This is a genomic window from Roseicella aerolata (assembly GCF_020523605.1).
GTDB lineage: Bacteria > Pseudomonadota > Alphaproteobacteria > Acetobacterales > Acetobacteraceae > Paracraurococcus > Paracraurococcus aerolatus.
This window is the reverse complement of record NZ_JAJAQI010000019.1, coordinates 12,796-29,760: the sequence shown is the minus strand read 5'-3', so window position 1 is coordinate 29,760 and position 16,965 is coordinate 12,796. Positions and strand designations below refer to the sequence as shown.

At 70.2% G+C, this 16,965-nt stretch carries 16 protein-coding genes; 7 read left to right on the top strand and 9 right to left on the bottom strand.

What is annotated here, in order from left to right:
- The first annotated feature begins 366 nt into the window (after positions 1–366).
- The 3 genes from LHA35_RS13775 (at position 367) to LHA35_RS13765 (ending at position 3,690) form a co-directional block, all read left to right on the top strand.
- Positions 367–1,572 carry a CaiB/BaiF CoA transferase family protein gene (locus LHA35_RS13775; RefSeq protein ID WP_226608851.1) on the top strand — a complete coding sequence of 402 codons (1,206 nt, stop codon included), beginning with the start codon at positions 367–369 and terminating at the stop codon, positions 1,570–1,572.
- Positions 1,573–2,262: 690 nt separating this feature from the next.
- On the top strand, positions 2,263–2,475 hold the full coding sequence (locus LHA35_RS13770; protein WP_226608850.1) for a hypothetical protein: 213 nt from the start codon (positions 2,263–2,265) through the stop codon (positions 2,473–2,475).
- A gap of 39 nt (positions 2,476–2,514) precedes the next feature.
- A complete protein-coding gene (locus LHA35_RS13765) occupies positions 2,515–3,690 on the top strand; it encodes an aminotransferase (protein WP_226608849.1) in 1,176 nt (391 codons plus the stop codon).
- Positions 3,691–3,779: 89 nt separating this feature from the next.
- Here LHA35_RS13765 and LHA35_RS13760 read toward each other — a convergent pair whose 3' ends face one another.
- The gene (locus LHA35_RS13760) at positions 3,780–4,208 is read right to left on the bottom strand and encodes an organic hydroperoxide resistance protein (RefSeq protein ID WP_226608848.1); all 429 of its coding nucleotides are present in this window, start codon (positions 4,206–4,208) and stop codon (positions 3,780–3,782) included.
- A gap of 162 nt (positions 4,209–4,370) precedes the next feature.
- On the opposite strand from LHA35_RS13760, the gene LHA35_RS13755 reads away from it, so the two are divergent.
- Together LHA35_RS13755 and LHA35_RS13750 are read left to right on the top strand one after the other, a co-directional pair.
- Positions 4,371–5,435, top strand: a complete 1,065-nt coding sequence (locus tag LHA35_RS13755; RefSeq protein WP_226608847.1) for an NAD(P)H-dependent flavin oxidoreductase — start codon at positions 4,371–4,373, stop codon at positions 5,433–5,435.
- A gap of 103 nt (positions 5,436–5,538) precedes the next feature.
- On the top strand, positions 5,539–5,742 hold the full coding sequence (locus tag LHA35_RS13750) for a hypothetical protein (RefSeq protein ID WP_226608846.1): 204 nt from the start codon (positions 5,539–5,541) through the stop codon (positions 5,740–5,742).
- Between the two features lie 36 nt (positions 5,743–5,778).
- On the opposite strand, the gene LHA35_RS13745 is transcribed toward LHA35_RS13750, so the two are convergent.
- From LHA35_RS13745 to LHA35_RS13735, 3 genes are all read right to left on the bottom strand, one after another.
- Entirely contained in the window at positions 5,779–6,444 is a 666-nt protein-coding gene (locus LHA35_RS13745; protein WP_226608845.1) for a polysaccharide deacetylase family protein, read from the bottom strand.
- Between the two features lie 241 nt (positions 6,445–6,685).
- The gene (locus tag LHA35_RS13740; protein WP_226608844.1) at positions 6,686–7,972 is read right to left on the bottom strand and encodes an NCS2 family permease; all 1,287 of its coding nucleotides are present in this window, start codon (positions 7,970–7,972) and stop codon (positions 6,686–6,688) included.
- A gap of 743 nt (positions 7,973–8,715) precedes the next feature.
- On the bottom strand, positions 8,716–9,201 hold the full coding sequence (locus LHA35_RS13735) for a cupin domain-containing protein (RefSeq protein WP_226608843.1): 486 nt from the start codon (positions 9,199–9,201) through the stop codon (positions 8,716–8,718).
- Positions 9,202–9,269: 68 nt separating this feature from the next.
- Here LHA35_RS13735 and LHA35_RS13730 point away from each other — a divergent pair, with 68 nt between their 5' ends.
- Positions 9,270–9,857 (top strand): cysteine dioxygenase family protein, encoded by a 588-nt coding sequence (locus tag LHA35_RS13730; protein ID WP_226608842.1) that lies wholly within the window; start codon positions 9,270–9,272, stop codon positions 9,855–9,857.
- 66 nt (positions 9,858–9,923) lie between these two features.
- Entirely contained in the window at positions 9,924–11,063 is a 1,140-nt protein-coding gene (locus LHA35_RS13725; RefSeq protein WP_274707790.1) for an alpha/beta fold hydrolase, read from the top strand.
- Positions 11,064–11,196: 133 nt separating this feature from the next.
- Here LHA35_RS13725 and LHA35_RS13720 read toward each other — a convergent pair whose 3' ends face one another.
- The 5 genes from LHA35_RS13720 to LHA35_RS13700 all read right to left on the bottom strand — a co-directional run bounded on the left by LHA35_RS13720 (position 11,197) and on the right by LHA35_RS13700 (position 16,955).
- Positions 11,197–12,195, bottom strand: coding sequence for a branched-chain amino acid ABC transporter permease (locus LHA35_RS13720; protein WP_226608841.1), 999 nt, complete (start codon positions 12,193–12,195; stop codon positions 11,197–11,199).
- A gap of 2 nt (positions 12,196–12,197) precedes the next feature.
- On the bottom strand, positions 12,198–13,082 hold the full coding sequence (locus LHA35_RS13715; RefSeq protein WP_226608840.1) for a branched-chain amino acid ABC transporter permease: 885 nt from the start codon (positions 13,080–13,082) through the stop codon (positions 12,198–12,200).
- 102 nt (positions 13,083–13,184) lie between these two features.
- Entirely contained in the window at positions 13,185–14,411 is a 1,227-nt protein-coding gene (locus LHA35_RS13710; protein WP_226608839.1) for an ABC transporter substrate-binding protein, read from the bottom strand.
- A gap of 24 nt (positions 14,412–14,435) precedes the next feature.
- Positions 14,436–15,665 carry an ABC transporter substrate-binding protein gene (locus tag LHA35_RS13705; protein ID WP_226608838.1) on the bottom strand — a complete coding sequence of 410 codons (1,230 nt, stop codon included), beginning with the start codon at positions 15,663–15,665 and terminating at the stop codon, positions 14,436–14,438.
- A gap of 60 nt (positions 15,666–15,725) precedes the next feature.
- Entirely contained in the window at positions 15,726–16,955 is a 1,230-nt protein-coding gene (locus LHA35_RS13700; RefSeq protein ID WP_226608837.1) for an ABC transporter substrate-binding protein, read from the bottom strand.
- Positions 16,956–16,965: the final 10 nt, after the last annotated feature.

The following is a 16,965-nucleotide window of genomic DNA, read 5'->3' as shown; positions in this document are numbered from 1 at the left end:
ACTGCTTCGCGCGCCTTTCCCTCGCGAGCGGCACCGCCGCCCGGCCTGCCGTCCTATGTGCCCCACGGTTGCGCATGTATGAAGCAAAAGCAGTGCCGTACGGCACGGGCCGGCATGCCGGAGCCGGCGGTGGCCGCTCCACCTCCCCGGTAGCCCGGCCGCGGCCTGGCCGCCACAACGGATTGCCTTCGGGATTGGAAGCATTCCGCCGTCGATCGTCCTTTTCCCGACAGAGTTCCGCTCCCGGCGTTCCCGCCCCAGGGGGATCTGCTCTAGGCTCCCGGCCAAGCGGCCGCAGGCCGCAGCCTGCAAGGGGAGCGAGACGCGCATGCTGCCGAACGACCAGGACCGAGGAGAATGCGAGCCATGACGGAGACGGCGCCGGCCACCGGCCCGCTCGCCGGCATCCGCGTGCTCGACCTCACCGCGGTGGTGCTCGGGCCGCTTGCCACCCAGACGCTGGGCGACTGGGGGGCGGAGGTGATCAAGATCGAGACGCCCGCGGGCGACCTTGTCCGCAACTCCGGCGTCTTCCGCAACCGCGGCATGGCCTCGGTCTTCCTCGGAGTGAACCGGAACAAGCGCTCCGTCGTCCTCGACCTGAAATCGCCGGAGGGAGCGGAGGTGCTGCGGCGCCTGATCCCGACGGCCGATGTCCTCGTCACCAATATCCGCCCGGCCGGCATGGCCCGGCTCGGCTTCGGGCCGGAGCAGTGCCGGGCGCTGAACCCGCGCATGGTCTTCGCGGTGGCCACCGGCTTCGGCCAGGACGGGCCGCACCGCGCCCGCCCGGCCTTCGACGAGATCATCCAGGCCGCCTCCGGCTTCGCCGACATCGTGGGGGAGGAGGAGGGCCGGCCCCGCTTCGTCCCCTCCCTGGTCGCCGACAAGATCACCGGCATGGCGCTGGTCTCCGCCGTGCTGGCGGCCCTGCTGCATCGCGAGCGGACGGGCGAGGCGCAGCTGGTCGAGGTGCCGATGCTGGAGACGCTGACCGCCTTCGTCGCGGTGGAGCACCAGGGCGGCCATGCCTTCACGCCGCCGATCGGCGAGCCTGGCTACAAGCGCCTCCGGCACCGCAAGCCGGTGCCGACCAGGGATGGCTGGATGACGCTGCTGCCCTATACGGCAGCGCATTGGCGGGCCTTCTTCACCGCCGCCGGCCGGCCGGAGCTGATCGAGCAGCTCTCGGTGGATGACCCGGTGAAGCGCAACGCCCAGATCGACCGGGTCTATGCCGCGGTGGCGGAGATCGCGCCCTCCCGCAGCACCGCCGAATGGCTGGCGCTGTGTGAGGAACTGGACATCCCGGCGACCGCCTTCTCGCGCATCGAGGACCTGCCGGAGCACCCGCATCTGCGCGCGGTCGGGATGTTCCCGCCCATGGAGCACCCGACGGAGGGGCCCTTGCGGATGGCGAAGCCCGCCACGCGCTTTGCCGCCACGCCGGCCAGTATCCGCCGGCACCCGCCGCGACTCGGCGAGCACACGGCGGAGGTGCTGGGAGAGCTCGGCTATGGCGAGGCGGAGATCGCCCAGCTGGAGGCGCGCAAGGCGATCCGGCGCAGCTGATAAACCCTCCCGCAGCCGGATCCGTGTTCGCCACGCGGTGTGATGCGGCAGGGATTGCCGACCGGCATGAGTCTCCGCTCGCCGTCGCCACCGGCGGCCGAGGCGGCGAATGCGGCGCGCGGTTCATGCCGCGCAGCGAGGCCGCCACAGGCGGAGCGGGTGCCTGAGGCCGTTCCGGTGCCGCGCCTTCGGCATTCCCGCGATCCGCTCATCGCAGGTGCGACGTGCTGACCGGTGACCGACAGCCACCCCGGTCGCGGGATGGCAGCCGGCCCATCGTGACTTGCGCCGGACCGCTGGCCGCCCGCCGGCAGAGCCGCACGACTGCCCCGGCCCGTTGACCGCCGGGCCCTGGCCGATCCGGCACAGGCCATCGCCCAGGGCCCGATTCTCGCCCCCCGGGCGTTCACGCCCGCTCGCATCGCGATTCAGCCGCGCGGCCGCGGCGACTGTGCCGCACCGCATACTGCCTGCCTGGCCCTGCCCCGGCGGCTCGTGTCGCCGTGTTCCCCGTCACAGCCCTGCCGTGCCGCCCACCCTATCCATGAGGCAGGGCCGGCGAGCACGGCCCTGCCTCGGCTCAGCCGGGAGAGCGGCCGGCGCCGGGTCGCCGGCCAGGTCGCTCACATTTTCGTGTTGACGTGATACACGGGAAGTTTATTGTATCCTGTATGTGATTTGAGGTCTTCCATGTTCGCGGCCCTATCTCACGCCCCTGGCATTTTCAGCCAGCCGCCTGCCCGCCCCGGCCTGCCGACCATCCTTCGTCGCGGCCTCGCCGTCCTGGCCGCATGGACCGGCCTGCAGGGCTACCGCCCGGAGAAGCACTACATGCGCGGCGGCAATACCCAGGGCTCGCGCAGCCTCGCCGCCGCCCGCCGCCGGATCGCCGGCCAGGCGTAACGCCTGGACGGCGCGGCCGCCGGGTGGAAGGGTCGGGCCATGCCTGACCTGCCACTGCTGTCGCCCCGCATCCGCGCTACCGATTCGCCCCCCATCCCCGTCGCCCGCACCTGGGCCGCGCGCTATGCCGGCGGGGCCGGGCCGATGATCGACCTGACCCAGGCCGTCCCTGGCTACTCGCCGCATCACGATCTGCTGGCGAAGCTGGCGGAGGCGGGCGGCAGCCGCGCCGCCGCCGGCTATGGGCCGATCGACGGCGACACCGCGCTGCGCGAGGCCCTGGCCGCCGACGCCGCGGCCTTCTACGGCGCAGGGATCGGCGCGGCCGATGTGGCGATCACCGCCGGCTGCAACCTGGCCTTCTCCATGACCATGGCGGTCATCGCCGCCGGTGGCCCGGGTGGGGTCATCCTGCCGACGCCCTGGTACTTCAACCATCGCATGGCGCTGGAGATGCAGGGCATCCCTGCGATCCCCCTGCCCTGCCGCGCCGAGGACGGCTTCATTCCCGACCCCGCCCGGCTGGCGCCGCTGCTGGCTGCCGGCGCCCGCGCCCTGGTGCTCGTCTCTCCCAACAACCCGACCGGGGCCATCTACCCGCCCGAGGTCATCGAGGCCTGCGCCGCACTCTGCCGCCGGCACGGCGCCTGGCTGGTGCTGGACGAGACCTACCGGGACTTCCTGCCCGCCGCATCGACGCCGCCGCACCGCCTGTTCCAGGATCCGGCCTGGCGGGACGGCCTCGTGCATCTCTACAGCTTCTCGAAGGCCTATTGCGTGCCGGGCCACCGGGTCGGCGCCATCCTGGCCGGCCCGGCCTTCCGGGCGGAGCTGATGAAGGCGCTCGACACCTGGCAGATCTGCGCGCCGAGGCCGGCGCAGGCGGCGCTGGCCTGGGCGGTGCCGGCGCTCGCCACCTGGCGGGCCGGCAACCGCGACCTGATGGCGGAGCGCGCGGCAGGCTTCCGGGCGGTGGTCGCGCAGCTGCCTGGCTGGCGGCTGGATGCGCTCGGTGCCTATTTCGCCTATCTCCGCGTGCCGGAAGACGGCCCGGATGCCATGACGGTGGCCGAGTGCCTGGCCGCGGAGCGGGGTTTGCTCGGCCTGCCCGGTCCCTTCTTCGGTCCCGGGCAGGAGCGGCACCTGCGCCTCGCCTTCGCCAATGCGGGGCTGGAAGCCATCGCCCAGGTTCCGGGACGGCTCGCCGACCGTTAGCCGGACGCGCCCGGTCGAGCGGGCGCGCTGCACCTGCCGGCCAGGATCATGCCCGGCGGGGGCGGCGCGCCCCGGCCGGCGGCGCCGGGTCAGACCACCGTCAGCCGGACCGGTACGTTGTTCCGCGTCGCATTTGAGTAGGGGCAGACCTGGTGCGCCTTCTCGACCAACGCCTCCGCCTGGTCGCGCGGCACGCCCGGGAGGGAGACATCGAGCTGAATGTCGAGACCAAAGCCGCCCTCGCTGCGCGGTCCGATGCCGACCGTCGCCGTGACAGTGGTGTCGGCCGGTACCTTCGTGCTGCCGCCCTGGGAGGCGACGGCTTTCATCGCCCCGATGAAGCAGGCGGCATAGCCGGCCGCGAAGAGCTGCTCCGGATTGTTCCCCGGCCCGCCGCCGCCGCCGAGTTCCTTCGGCGTGGACAGGCCGACATCGAGGCTGCCGTCCTTGGTGGTGGCGCGACCGTCGCGCCCGCCGGTCGCGGTGGCGCTGGTGGTGTACTTCACGTCGACAGGCATGGCGTCCTCCCTGCTCTACACGGGCTCAATGGCGCGCTGCCCCCGGAGTTGCCGGCACGACGGGCCTATCGCCGCCCCACATGCCGGCACTGCGCCGCAGGCCGCTTTGCGAGCGGGTCCAGCCGGCGCAGCATGCCATGCCCAACAGGAGGAAAACGTCCGATGACCGCCCGCAGCCGCGCCCAGGCCTTCTGCGACCGATTCGGCCTCCGTGCCCCCATCCTCCAGGCGCCCATGGCCGGCTCCAACCCGCCCGCCCTCGCCGCTGCCGTCGCCTCGGCGGGCGGGCTCGGCGGATTCGGCGCGCTGATGTCCTCCCCGGCGCAGATGCGGGACTGGGTGGCGCAGTTCCGCGCCGCCAGCAACGGCGCCTTCCAGATCAATCTCTGGGCGCCCGATCCGCCCCCGCTGCGGGACGCGGCGCATGAGGCGAAGGTGCGCGAAGCGCTCGGCGGGCTTGGCGGTGTCGAGGTGCCCGATCCGGGCCCGGGCCCCTTCGTCCAGGACTTCGCCGCGCAGTGCGAGGCGCTGGTCGAGGCGGCGCCTCCGGTCGCCTCCACCATCATGGGCGTCTTCCCGCCGGAGGTGGTGGCGCGGCTCAAGGCCCGCGGCATCGCCTGGTTCTGCACCGCCACCACCGTCGCGGAGGCGCGCGCGGCCGAGGCGGCCGGCGCCGATGCGGTGGTGGCGCAGGGCGCCGAGGCCGGCGGGCATCGCGGCAGCTTCGAGAATGCCGCGGCGGAGCAATCCCAGGTCGGGCTCTTCGCCCTTCTGCCGCAGGTCGCGGATGCGGTGCGCCTGCCCGTCATCGCCGCCGGCGGCATCATGGAGGGGCGGGGCATCGCGGCCGCGCTGACCCTCGGCGCCAGTGCGGTGCAGATGGGCACCGGCTTCCTGCGCTGCCCGGAAGCCGGCATCCATCCGGCCTGGGCAGAGGCGATCGGCCGCACTCCGCCGGAGGACACGGTGCTGACCCGCGGCTTCTCCGGCCGCCTCGCGCGCGGCATCCGCAATCAGGTGACCGAACTCTTCGCCGGGGAGCTGCGGCCCGCCCCCTATCCGGTGCAGCGGGCGCTGATGGTGAAGGTGCGGGCGGCGGCGGAGGCGGCGAATGATGTCTCCCGCATGCAGGCCTGGGCCGGCCAGGGCGCCGCGCTTTCCTCCGCGGAGCCGGCGGGCGAGCTGGTCCGGCGGCTCTGGACGGAGGCGGCGGGGATGCTGCCCTGAGCCGCCGGCGGCTCCGCTGGCACTGAATTACCCGTGCGGCCGCGGAACGGACTCCGGGCGCAGGGGTTGTTACGGCGAGCGCGCCCGGAGAAGAGGTGCCGGCATGACCGAGCCCGAGGACCGCCGTCATCAGGACAATGGCCAGGGGCGGGTGAAGGACCCGGCGCATGACGGCAGGCTGAAGGAGAATCGTGACCGCGGCATCTCGCTGGGGACCACCACGCGGCGGGAGGATTCCGAGCCGACCGGCAAGGGCCGGGTGAAGGACCCGTCGCGCGACCGGCGGCTGAGAGGGAACCGCCGATAGGGCCGGATCCCTGCGCGGGATACACGGCCCGGCGCGTCAGGGCATGGGATCCTGTGAGATACAGGCGGCAAGACCGGGCGCGGGGATGCCGCGACGGATCGGCACGCAACTGGCCGGCGGCTCGGCCAGGAATTCGGCGCCCCGGTCCTGCAGCCTGCCGAGCACGCGGTCGAGATGCCGCATGGCGCCGTTCGGCAGGTCGTGCAGCACCATCAGGACGGGCCCGGTCGCCGCCGCATGCTGCGCCAGCGCGCGCTCCGGCCAGCCCTCCGGATCATCGAAGTCGCGCGGGATGGCATTCCACAGCACGACGGTATGACCGCCCGCCTGCAGGTGGCGCGCGGCGGAGGCGTTCAGCAGATGCGGCCCGAGCGCGCCGCCGCCGCCATTCGGGCGGAACAGCCGGTCGGGTTCCCGCAGGTCCCCGAGCAGCGCGTCGCAGGCCTTGATCTCCGCCACCGCCTCCGCCCCGCCCCGGCGGCCGAGCGGCGTGCCGTGGGTCAGGGTGTGGTTGCCGATCGGGAAGCCCTCGGCTCGTGCCCGCGCAGCGAGGGCCCGGCGCGCCGGGTCGCGCAGCTTCTCCCCCACGACGAAGAACATCGCCGGGATGCGGCGGCGTGCCAGGATGGTGAGGACGCCGGGCGTCACCTCCGGCTCCGGCCCATTGTCGAAGGTCAGGCAGATCGGCTGTGCGGTAGCCATGCGCTTCCACCCCTCCGCGCGCTCCCGCAAGGGTGGGAGCGGCACCGGCGCCATCCTGGCCGGCGGCACCGGGGGCGACAAGCGGAGCGAGGGCCGTGCCAAGGGTTGGGCAATGCTCAGCTTCGGGATGACCGCGGCGCTGATTGCCGCGGCCCAGGCCGGGCTGGCGGCCGGGAGGCGGTTGGGCGGCGCGGCTGGCGGGCCCGGCCTGCGGCACCCGCCTACGCGCCCTGCAAGGCGCTCAGCTCAGCGCGAATTTCACCACGCAGAGCGCGGCGATGATCCAGACCGCGCCGCTCACCTCGCCTGCCCTGCCGGCCGCCGTCTTCAGCAGCGCATAGGTGACGAAACCAAGGCCGATGCCCGTTGCGATGGAGAAGGTGAAGGGCGTGGCCAGCGCGGTGATGACCGCCGGGACATATTCCGTGGCGTCGTCCCAGGCCAGGTCGCGTAGTGCCTGCGCCATCAGGCAGGCGACGAAGACCAGCGCCGGCGCGGTGGCGAAGCCGGGGATGGAGGTGGCGAGCGGGGCGAGGAACAGCACGGCGAGGAAGAGCACCGCCGCCGTCACCGCCGTGAGCCCCGTGCGCCCGCCGGCCTGGATGCCCGCCGCACTCTCGATATAGCTGACGGTGGTGGAGGTGCCGAGCGTAGCGCCGATGATGGCGCCGCCGCTATCGGCCTGGAGGGCGCGGCCGAGATTGGGCACGGTGCCGTCCGGCCGCATCAGCCCGGCCCGGTGGGTGGTGGCGATCAGCGTTCCGGTATTGTCCAGCAGGTCCACCAGGAAGAAGGTGAAGATGATTCCGAACACGCCGAGTTGCAGCGCGCCGGCGATGTCGAGTTGCAGGAAGGTCGGCGCGATGGAGGGCGGCAGGCTGACCAGGCCGCCGAGCTTCGTCAGGCCGAAGGGGATCCCGAGCGCGGCGGTCGCCAGGATGCCGATGACGATGGCGCCCGGCACCCGCCGCGCCGCGAGCCCGGCGATGATGACGAAGCCGAGGCAGCCGAGCAGCACCGAGGTCTCGCCGAGCCTGCCGAGGCCGACCAGCGTCGCCGGATGGTCCACGACGAGGCCCATGTTCTTGAGGCCAATGAGACCGAGGAAGAAGCCGATGCCGGCGGCGATGCCGAGCTTGAGGCTGAACGGGATGCCGTTGATCAGCCATTCCCGCACCCGCAGCAGGGAGACGGCGAGGAAGAGCAGGCCGGAGAGGAAGACGGCGCCAAGCGCCACCTGCCAGGAGATGCCCATGCCCAGCACGACGGCGAAGGCGAAGTAGGCGTTGAGGCCCATGCCGGGTGCCAGGGCGATCGGGAAATTCGCCAGCACCCCCATCAGCGCGGAGCCGATCGCGGCGGCAAGGCAGGTCGCGACGAAGGCGGCGCCCTGGTCGATGCCTGCCTGCGCCATGATCGCCGGGTTGACGATGACGATATAGACCATCGTCAGGAAGGTGGTGGCGCCGGCCACCACCTCCGTCCTGATGGTCGTCCCGCGCTCCTGCAGCGCGAAGAAACGCTCCATGAAACTATCCCCTTCGACCCTCGGTCCCCCTGGCGGCCGTGCTGCGCCGGGCCTGCCCGGCATTCCCCGTATCCCCTGGCCCTGCCGTCCAGGGGGCCCTCAGGCCAGGGGTGCCATCGGCTCTATCCCGAAGCGGAAGGGGACGCCATGGCGGCGGAGTTCCTGGCCGGTGGCTCACACCGGGGCAGTCGCCCCGAGCGGCGGTCCCGGCTGCCTCAGGGCAAGCTCGAGGTCAGGCCGCTCCGAAGTGGACCAGGGCGGTTCCGGCCGCCTTCGGTCGCTCACCGTTTTCGTCATCATCGGTGTCGCGGTCAGGCCAGCCGGCAGGGACCTGCACCGCGCCGGGCAGAGGTCTCGGGCCTCCGCCAGGGTATGGCGACGACCGTGGCGGATTGCGTTCGGAACTGCACGCCACTCCGCGGTCGGTCATTGATCGTTGGGCAGATCCACGCTCCCCGGCGTTCACGCCCGTCCGCGATCTTTGCGAGCTGCAGCCCGTCGGGACATCCGCGCCTGGCCCGATCGCCTCCAGGAGGTCCATGCCAGGTCCAGCCCCGGTGAGGGCGTGAGGGCACAGTTCTCGAAGGCGCGCCTGACCGGGCGACGACGTCGCCAGGCTGAGCCCCTGCTGCCGACTCCGCCCCGGTGCCCGTCCGAAGCGTAGGGCGCAGCCCGCACGGCATGGCGGACAGGCTCCGTGACGCCATCCGGGGGGGCGGAGATTCAGACAGATGCCCGCGATGTCAGAGCGGCCAGGCCCGCCCGCGCACCGGCTCGCGCTCCGGATCCGGCACCTGGGTGATCTGCGGCACGGCCTGCGCATGCTCGCCGGGCCGGCCGCGATACTCGGTGGGCGACTGCCCCGTCGGATAGGCACCGACCACCAGCAGGTCTGGGCTGGACTCCAGGTTGCGGTGGCCGGTCCCGGCGGGCAGCACCACCACATCGCCGGCGGCAAGCTCGACCGCCTGCCCCCCTTCCCCACCCAGCATCACCCTTACCTTGCCCTGGGCGATGGCCAGCGCCTCATGCGCATCCGGGTGGTAATGGTGATAGGGGTAGATCCCGTCCCGCCAAGCCGGCGGCCAGCCATGCGCGGCGAAGAGCGCCTCGGCCGCTGTCGGGTCCCCCGCCGGAACCGCGCCCCGGAACAGCAGCACCGGCAGGCGCGGATTGTTCGGGATGGTCCCGTCATCGGCGAAAAAGAGGAGTTCGGGTCCTTCGGTCATTTGCGCCTCCGCAAGCACGCAACGGCCCGGGCATGCCATGGTTCGCGGGACGGAGTGGGAGGACAAGCATGGCAGGCATCGCCCGGCTGCGCGATTTCGTGCAGGGCATGACGAGGCTGGCGGATGCCGGCGCGGGGGAGGCGGCGTTCCTCTCGGAGGGCGCGGCCCTGCTCGAGGATCTGGTCGCGCGGGATGACTGGCTGCCGCCGGCCTTCGCTGCCGCGGGCCCGGGCTACCGGCAATACCTGCTGCACTGCGACCCGGCCGAGCGCTTCTCGGTGGTCAGCTTCGTCTGGGGCCCGGGGCAGCGGACACCCATCCATGACCACCTGGTCTGGGGCCTAGTCGGGCAATTGCGGGGCGAGGAGCTCTCGACCGAATATGTGCTTGGCCCGCCGGGCACGCCGCCGCGGCCAGGCCGGCGCGACCGCCTTCGGCCGGGCGAAGTGGCGAAGGTCAGCGCCGCCACCTATGACGTGCATGTGGTGGAGAATGCCGTGCCGGATGCGCCGAGTATCAGCATCCACTGCTACGGGGCGAATATCGGTGCGCTGCGGCGGCATGTCTTCGACCCCGAGACCGGCGAGGCGCGCGGCTTCATCTCGGGCTACACGAATGACGTGATTCCCAATCTCTGGGACCGCAGCGGAGGCTAGGCGGCAGGGGGCACGGGCAACGATGGCCTGCTAAGCTCCGCCGCAAGACCAAGCACGGAGGAAACCATGTCCACGCTGCCGCCCTATGACGCGGCCATCCTGCCGGCCGGGATCCGCGCACGGATCATCCCCGGCATCAACGGCCTGTCGATGCATGTGCTGGAGGCCGGGGAACCGGGCCGGCCCTGCCTGCTGCTGCTGCACGGCTTCCCCGAACTCGCCTGGTCCTGGCGGAAGGTCATGCCGGCCCTGGCCGGGGCCGGCTACCATGTGGTGGCGCCCGACCAGCGCGGCTATGGCCGCACCACGGGATGGAGCGCCGACTATGATGGCGACCTGGCGCCCTTCCGCATGCTGAACCTGGTGCGCGACCAGCTCGGCCTGGTGGCGTCCCTCGGCTACGGGCATGTGGAGGCGGTGATCGGGCATGATTTCGGCTCCCCCGTCGCCGCCTGGTGCGCGCTGATCCGGCCGGACGTGTTCCGCCGCGTGGCGCTGATGAGCGCGCCCTTCGCCGGCCCGCCTGCCCTGCCCGAGGAGGATCCGGACCGCCCGCCGGCGCCCGACATCCATGCCGCGCTCGCCGCCCTGCCGCGGCCGCGCAAGCATTATCAATGGCACTATTCGGAGCGCGGCGCGAACGAGAACATGTGGCGCTGCCCGCAGGGCGTGCATGCCTTCCTGCGTGCCTACTACCATATGAAGAGCGCCGACTGGCCCGCCAACAAGCCCGTCCGGCTGGCCGGCTGGACGGCGGAAGCGCTGGCGCAGATGCCGACCTACTACATCATGGACCTGGATAAGGGCATGGCGGAGACGGTGGCGCCGGAAATGCCGAGCGCGGAGGCGATCACCGCCTGCCGCTGGCTACCGGACCGCGACCTCGCGGTCTATGCCGGCGAGTATGACCGCACTGGCTTCCAGGGCGGGCTGCAATGGTACCGCTGCCGTACCAGCGGACGGTTCGAGGCGGAGGCGCAGGTCTTTGCCGGCCGCACCATCGATGTGCCTTCGGTCTTCATCGCCGGTGCCAGCGATTGGGGCATCGAGCAGGTGCCTGGCGCGCTGCGTCGCATGCGGGAACTGGCCTGCACGAAGATGACCGACGTGCATCTGGTGGAGGGCGCAGGGCACTGGGTGCAGCAGGAACAGCCCGAGCGGGCGACGGCGCTACTGCTCGACTGGCTGGACAAGACACGGGGCTGACCGGCCCGGCGGGTCGCATGGCCCGCCGGGCCATGGTGGCGGCCACATCCCGACATCCAGGCTGTGCGCCGCCCTCTCATGATGCTTCCACCGATCGCGGCAGGGAGGGCCTCGCCCTCCCTGCCGCCATGGATCAGAGCTTCACCTTCAGCATGGCCGCGATTTCGCCGACCAGGCCGCGCCGGAAGGCGAGCACGCAGGTGACGAAGATCACACCCTGGATCACCGTCACCCAGGCGCCCATCTCCGCCAGGTAGTTCTGCATGGTCACGATGACCGCGGCGCCGATCACCGGCCCGAAGACCGTGCCTAGGCCGCCGACCAGCGTCATCAGCACCACTTCGCCGGACATGGACCAATGCACATCGGTGAGCGTGGCGATGCCGAAGACGATGGATTTGGTCGCGCCGGCCGTGCCCGCGATCGTGGCGGAGAGAATGAAGGCCAGCAGCTTGTAGTCATCGGTCCGGTAGCCGAGCGAGGTGGCGCGCGGCTCGTTTTCGCGGATCGACTTCAGGACCTGGCCGTAGGGGGAGTGGATGATCCGGTGGATCAGCAGGAAGGCCCCCAGGAAGATCCCCGCCACCAGCCAGTACATGGTCATGTCCTGGTCGAGCGGAATCACGCCGAAGAGACTGCCGCGCGGGATGGCCTGGATACCGTCCTCGCCGCCGGTGAAGGGCGCCTGCACGCAGAAGAAGTAGACCATCTGCGCCAGTGCCAGGGTGATCATGGCGAAGTAGATGCCCTGCCGCCGGATGGCGATCCAGCCCGCGATGGTGCCCAGCAGGCCGGCCGTCACGGCCCCGACGATGATCGCCAGTTCCGGCGTCAGCCCCCAGACCTTCGCCGCATGTCCTGCCAGATAGCCGCCCATGCCGAAATATGCGGCATGGCCGAAGCTCAGAAGCCCGACATAGCCGATCAGCAGGTTGAAGGCGCAGGCGAACAGGGCGAAGCAGAGCAGCTTCATCAGAAAGACGGGGTAGAGCATGAAGGGCGCCACCGCGAGGAACACGATGAGCACACCCAGCGCCCCGAGCTGCGCCCGGGTGAAGCCCCAGGCGCCGCCGGCTTCCTGCGCAGGATCCGGCAGCGCGCTGGCGGTGATGGAGGTGGTGTCGGCGGCCATGCTCATTTCCTCCCGAAGAGGCCGGCAGGACGTGCGAGCAGCACGATTGCCATGATGACGAAGATGACGGTGGCGGAGGCTTCCGGCCAGAAGACCTTGGTCAGGCCCTCCACGATGCCGAGGGTGAAGCCGGTGAGGATGGAGCCCAGGATCGAGCCCATGCCGCCGATGACCACCACTGCGAAGACGACGATGATGAGGTTCGAGCCCATCTGCGGGTTCACCGAGTAGATCGGCGCAGCCAGCACGCCGCCGATGGCGGCCAGCGCCACGCCCGCGCCATAGGTCAGCGTGACCATGCGCGGCACGTTGACGCCGAAGGCCTGCACCAGCGCGGCATTCTCGGTCGCGGCGCGGAGATAGGCGCCAAGCCGGGTCTTCTCGATCAGCAACCAGGTGGTCAAACAGAGCACCAGCGCCGCCACCACCACCCAGCCACGATAGACCGGCATGAACATGAAGCCGAAATCCCAGGCGCCCGAAAGCTCGGCCGGAATGCGGTAGGGCAGGCCGGAAGAGCCGAACTCATTACGGAAGACGCCCTCGATGATCAGGGCGAGGCCGAAGGTCAGCAGCAGGCCGTAGAGGTGGTCCAGCTTGTAGAGCTTACTGATGAACAGCTTCTCCAGGATGACGCCGATCGTGCCCACGATGAGCGGCGAGAGAAGCAGTGCCCACCAGTAGCCGATGCCGCCCCAGGCGAGCAGCATCCAGGCGGCGAAGGCGCCCATCATGAACTGGGCGCCATGCGCCATGTTGACGATGTTGAGCAGGCCGAAGATCACCGCGAGGCCAAGCGAGAGCATCGCATAGAAGGCGCCGTTGATCAGGCCGAGCAGCAGCTGCCCGAAGAGCAGCGGCGCGGGGATGCCGAATATTTCGTCCATGCGGGTCGTCTCGGTCCTCAGTTGCTAAGGCGGGAACGGCCGCCCGGATGGGCGGCCGCAGGGAAAGGATCCAGGCGCAGCGGCGCAGCCATGCGGCACGGCTCAACTGCGGACCAGCGGGCAGCCACCTTCGGCGAGCGGCCGGAAGGCTTCCTCGCCCGGGGTGGTGGCGACAACCTTGTAGAGGTCCCATGGATTGCGGGACTCGCCCGGGGTCTTCACCTCGAACAGGTAGCCCGGATGGATCTTGCGGCCATCGGCGCGGATAGTCCCCTGGCCGAAGGCATCGTCGTCGCAGGGCATGGCCTTCATGCGGTTCACCGCCTCGACCCCGCTGGCCTTGGCCGCGGCGACGCCCATATCGGCCACGGACTTCAGGTAGTGCAGCGTGGCGCCGTAGCACCCGGCCGGCACCATCGCCGGCGGACGGTCCTGGTTCTTCGGCCGCACGCGCTGGGTCAGCGCCCGGGTGCGGTCGTTGAGGTCCCAGTAGAAACTCTCGGTCAGCAGCAAGCCCTGCCCGGATTCGAGCCCGAGCGACTTCACATCCACCACGCCCATCAGCAGGGCCGCGAGCTTCATAGAGCGATGCAGGCCGAACTCGCGCGCGCCCTTGATGCAATTCACCGTATCGGTCGAGGCATTGGCGAGGCCGAGCACCTTGGCGCGGCTGGCCTGGGCCTGCAGCAGGAAGGCGGAGAAATCCGTGGTCGCCGGAAAGGGATAGCGGGCATTGCCCAGCACGCGCCCGCCCTGGGCGCGGACGAAATTGCCCGTGTCGCGTTCCAGCGCATGGCCAAAGGCATAATCGGCGGTGATGAAGAACCAACTATCGCCACCGGTCTTGACGATGGCGGCACCGGTCGACTTCGCCAGCATGTAGGTGTCGTAGGTCCAGTGCACCGTGTTCGGGCTGCACTGCGCGCCGGTTAGGTCCGAAGTCGCGGCACCGGAGTTCAGATGGACCTTGTTCTTCTCCCGCGCGATCTGGTTGACCGCGAGCGCGACGGAGGAGGTCGGCAGGTCGACCACCGCATCGACGCCCTGGTCGAACCACTGCCGCGCGATATTGGCCCCGACATCCGGTTTATTCTGGTGGTCGGCCTGCAGCACCTCCACCTGAAAGCCGCGCCCGCCGCCCAGGAAGTCCTGCACCGCCTGCTGGGTGAGCACGACGCTGCCCGGCCCGGTGGTATCCCGGTAAGGACCGGACATGTCCGTGATCACACCGATGCGAATGGTCTGCGTGCCCTGGGCACGGGCCCGGGGCAGCCCGCCGAGCGCGGTGACAGCGCCGGCGGCCAGCAGATCGCGTCGTTGGATCGACATGTCCGTTCCTCCCTTATGGATGGCCTATGACCTGACGAGGCTGCAACCGCCCTCATTCATCGGGCGGAAGGCTTCCTCGGCCGGGGTGGTCTGCAGCAGCTTGTAGTAGTCCCAGGCGCCCTTGCTCTCGGCCGGGCTCTTCACCTCGAAGAGGTAGGAAGGGCAGAGCTTGCGGCCATCCTCACGGATGCGGCCCGCGCCAAAGGCGTCGTCGTCGCAGGGGATCGCCTTCATGCGGTTGATGACCTCGACGCCCGAAGTCTTGGATGCGGCAACCCCCATATCGGCGATCGCCTTCAGGTAGTGCAGCGTCGCCGAGTAATTGGCGATCGAGGCCATGTTCGGCCGGACATCCTTCAGCCTCGGGCGCAGCCGCTCGGACACCGCGCGGGTGCGGTCGTTCAGGTCCCAGTAGAAGCTTTCGGTCAGGACCAGGCCCTGCGCGGTCTGCAGGCCGAGGGCATGGACGTCCGGCAGGAACATCAGCAGCGCCGCCAGCTTCACGCCGCGGCGGGTGACGCCGAACTCGGCTGCCTGCTTGATGCTGTTGATGGTGTCGGCGCCGGCATTGGCCAGTCCGATGACCTTCGCACGGGACGCCTGCGCCTGCACGAGGAAGGAGGAGAAATCGGAGGTCGCGGGGAAGGGATACTTCACGCTGCCCGCCACGCGGCCGCCTGCGGCGCGGACGAAGGTCGTCGTGTCCCGCTCAAGCGCATGGCCGAAGGCGTAGTCGGCGGTGATGAAGAACCAGCTATCCCCGCCCGCCTTCACCATGGCGCCGCCGGTCGACTTCGCCAGCATGTAGGTGTCGTACATCCAGTGCACCGTGTTCGGGCTGCACTGTGCGCCGGTGAGGTCGGAGGTGGCCGAGCCGGTATTGATGTAGGCCTTGTTCTTCTCGCGCGCGACGTTGTTCACCGCCAGGCCGACCGAACTGGTCGGCACGTCGAGGATCATGTCGACGCCCTGATCGTACCACTGCCGGGCGATGTTCACGCCGACATCGGGCTTGTTCTGGTGGTCGGCGGTGATGACCTCGATATTGAAGCCCTTGTTGCCGAACTCCGCCACCGCCTGCCGGGTGCACTCGACGCCATAGGGCCCGCTGATGTCGCGGTAAGCGCCGGACTGGTCATTGAGCACGCCGATCCGGATCGTATTGGCGGCCTGCGCGCGGGAGAGCCGCGGCAGGGCCGGCATCATGGTGGTACCGACGGACGCGGCAATGAGGCCGCGACGGGTAAGCGACATTCAGACTTCTCCTCGCCACACGCGGCGCGAGACATTTCCCGCGCCGCGAAAATCATCAGGTCAACTGCGGACCAGCGGGCAGTTGCCCTCGGCCAGCGGCCGGAAGGCTTCCTCTGTCGCCGTGGTCTGCAGCAGCTTGTAGTAGTCCCAGGGGCCCTTGCTCTCCTCCGGCTTCTTCACCTCGAAGAGATAGGAGGGATGGATCTTCCGCCCATCCACGCGGATGGAGCCGGCGCCGAAGCAGTCGTCATCCGTCGGCATGGCCTTCATGCGGTTCACCACCTCGGCGCCCGGGCCCTTGGCGGCGGTGACGCCCATATCGGCCACCGTCTTCAGATAGTGCAGCACGGCCGAGTAGCAGCCGGCATGGATCATGTTGGGGTAGAGGTTCGGCATCTTCGGCAGCACCCGGCGCGTGAAGGCCCGGGTGCGGTCATTGAGATCCCAGTAGAAGGTCTCCGAGCAGACCAGCCCCTGCCCGGTCTGCAGCCCGATGCTGTGCACATCGGTGATGAAGAGCAGCAGCGAGGCGAGCTTGATGCCGCGCCGCGTCAGGCCGAACTCCGCTGCCTGCTTGACGCAGTTGATGGTATCGGAACCGGCATTCGCCAGGCCGATCACCTTCGGCCGCGTCGCCTGCGCCTGCACGAGGAAGGAGGAAAAATCGCTCGTCGCCGGGAAGGGTGTGCGCACCTGGCCGAGGACGCGGCCGCCGGCGGCGCGGACGAAATTGGCCGTGTCCCGCTCCAGCGCATGGCCGAAGGCGTAGTCGGCGGTGATGAAGAACCAGGTATCGCCGCCCGCCTTCACCGTCGCACCGCCGGTCGACTTCGCCAGCATGTAGGTGTCGTAGGCCCAATGGATGCCGGACGGGTTGCATTGCGCGCCGGTCAGGTCGCTGGTCGCTGAGCCGACATTGATGGCGACCTTGTTCTTCTCCTTCGCCACGTTGTTGACGGCGAGGCCGACCGAGCTGGTCGGGATGTCGAGGATCAGGTCGATCCCCTGATCGTACCACTGCCGCGCCAAGTTCACCCCGACATCCGGCTTGTTCTGGTGGTCGGCGAAGATGAGCTCGACATTGAAGCCACGCTGGCCGAACTCGGCGATGGCCTGCTGCGCGCAGGCGACGGAGCCAGGGCCGGTATTGTCCCGGTAGGTCCCCGACATGTCGTTCATCACGCCGATGCGGATGGTGTTCGCCGCCTGCGCGCGCGACAACCTCGGCAGGGCCGTCACCGCGCCGGCGGCGGCCCCCGTGGCAAGCAGCGTCCTGCGTCCCAATGCCATCTTCGTCGTC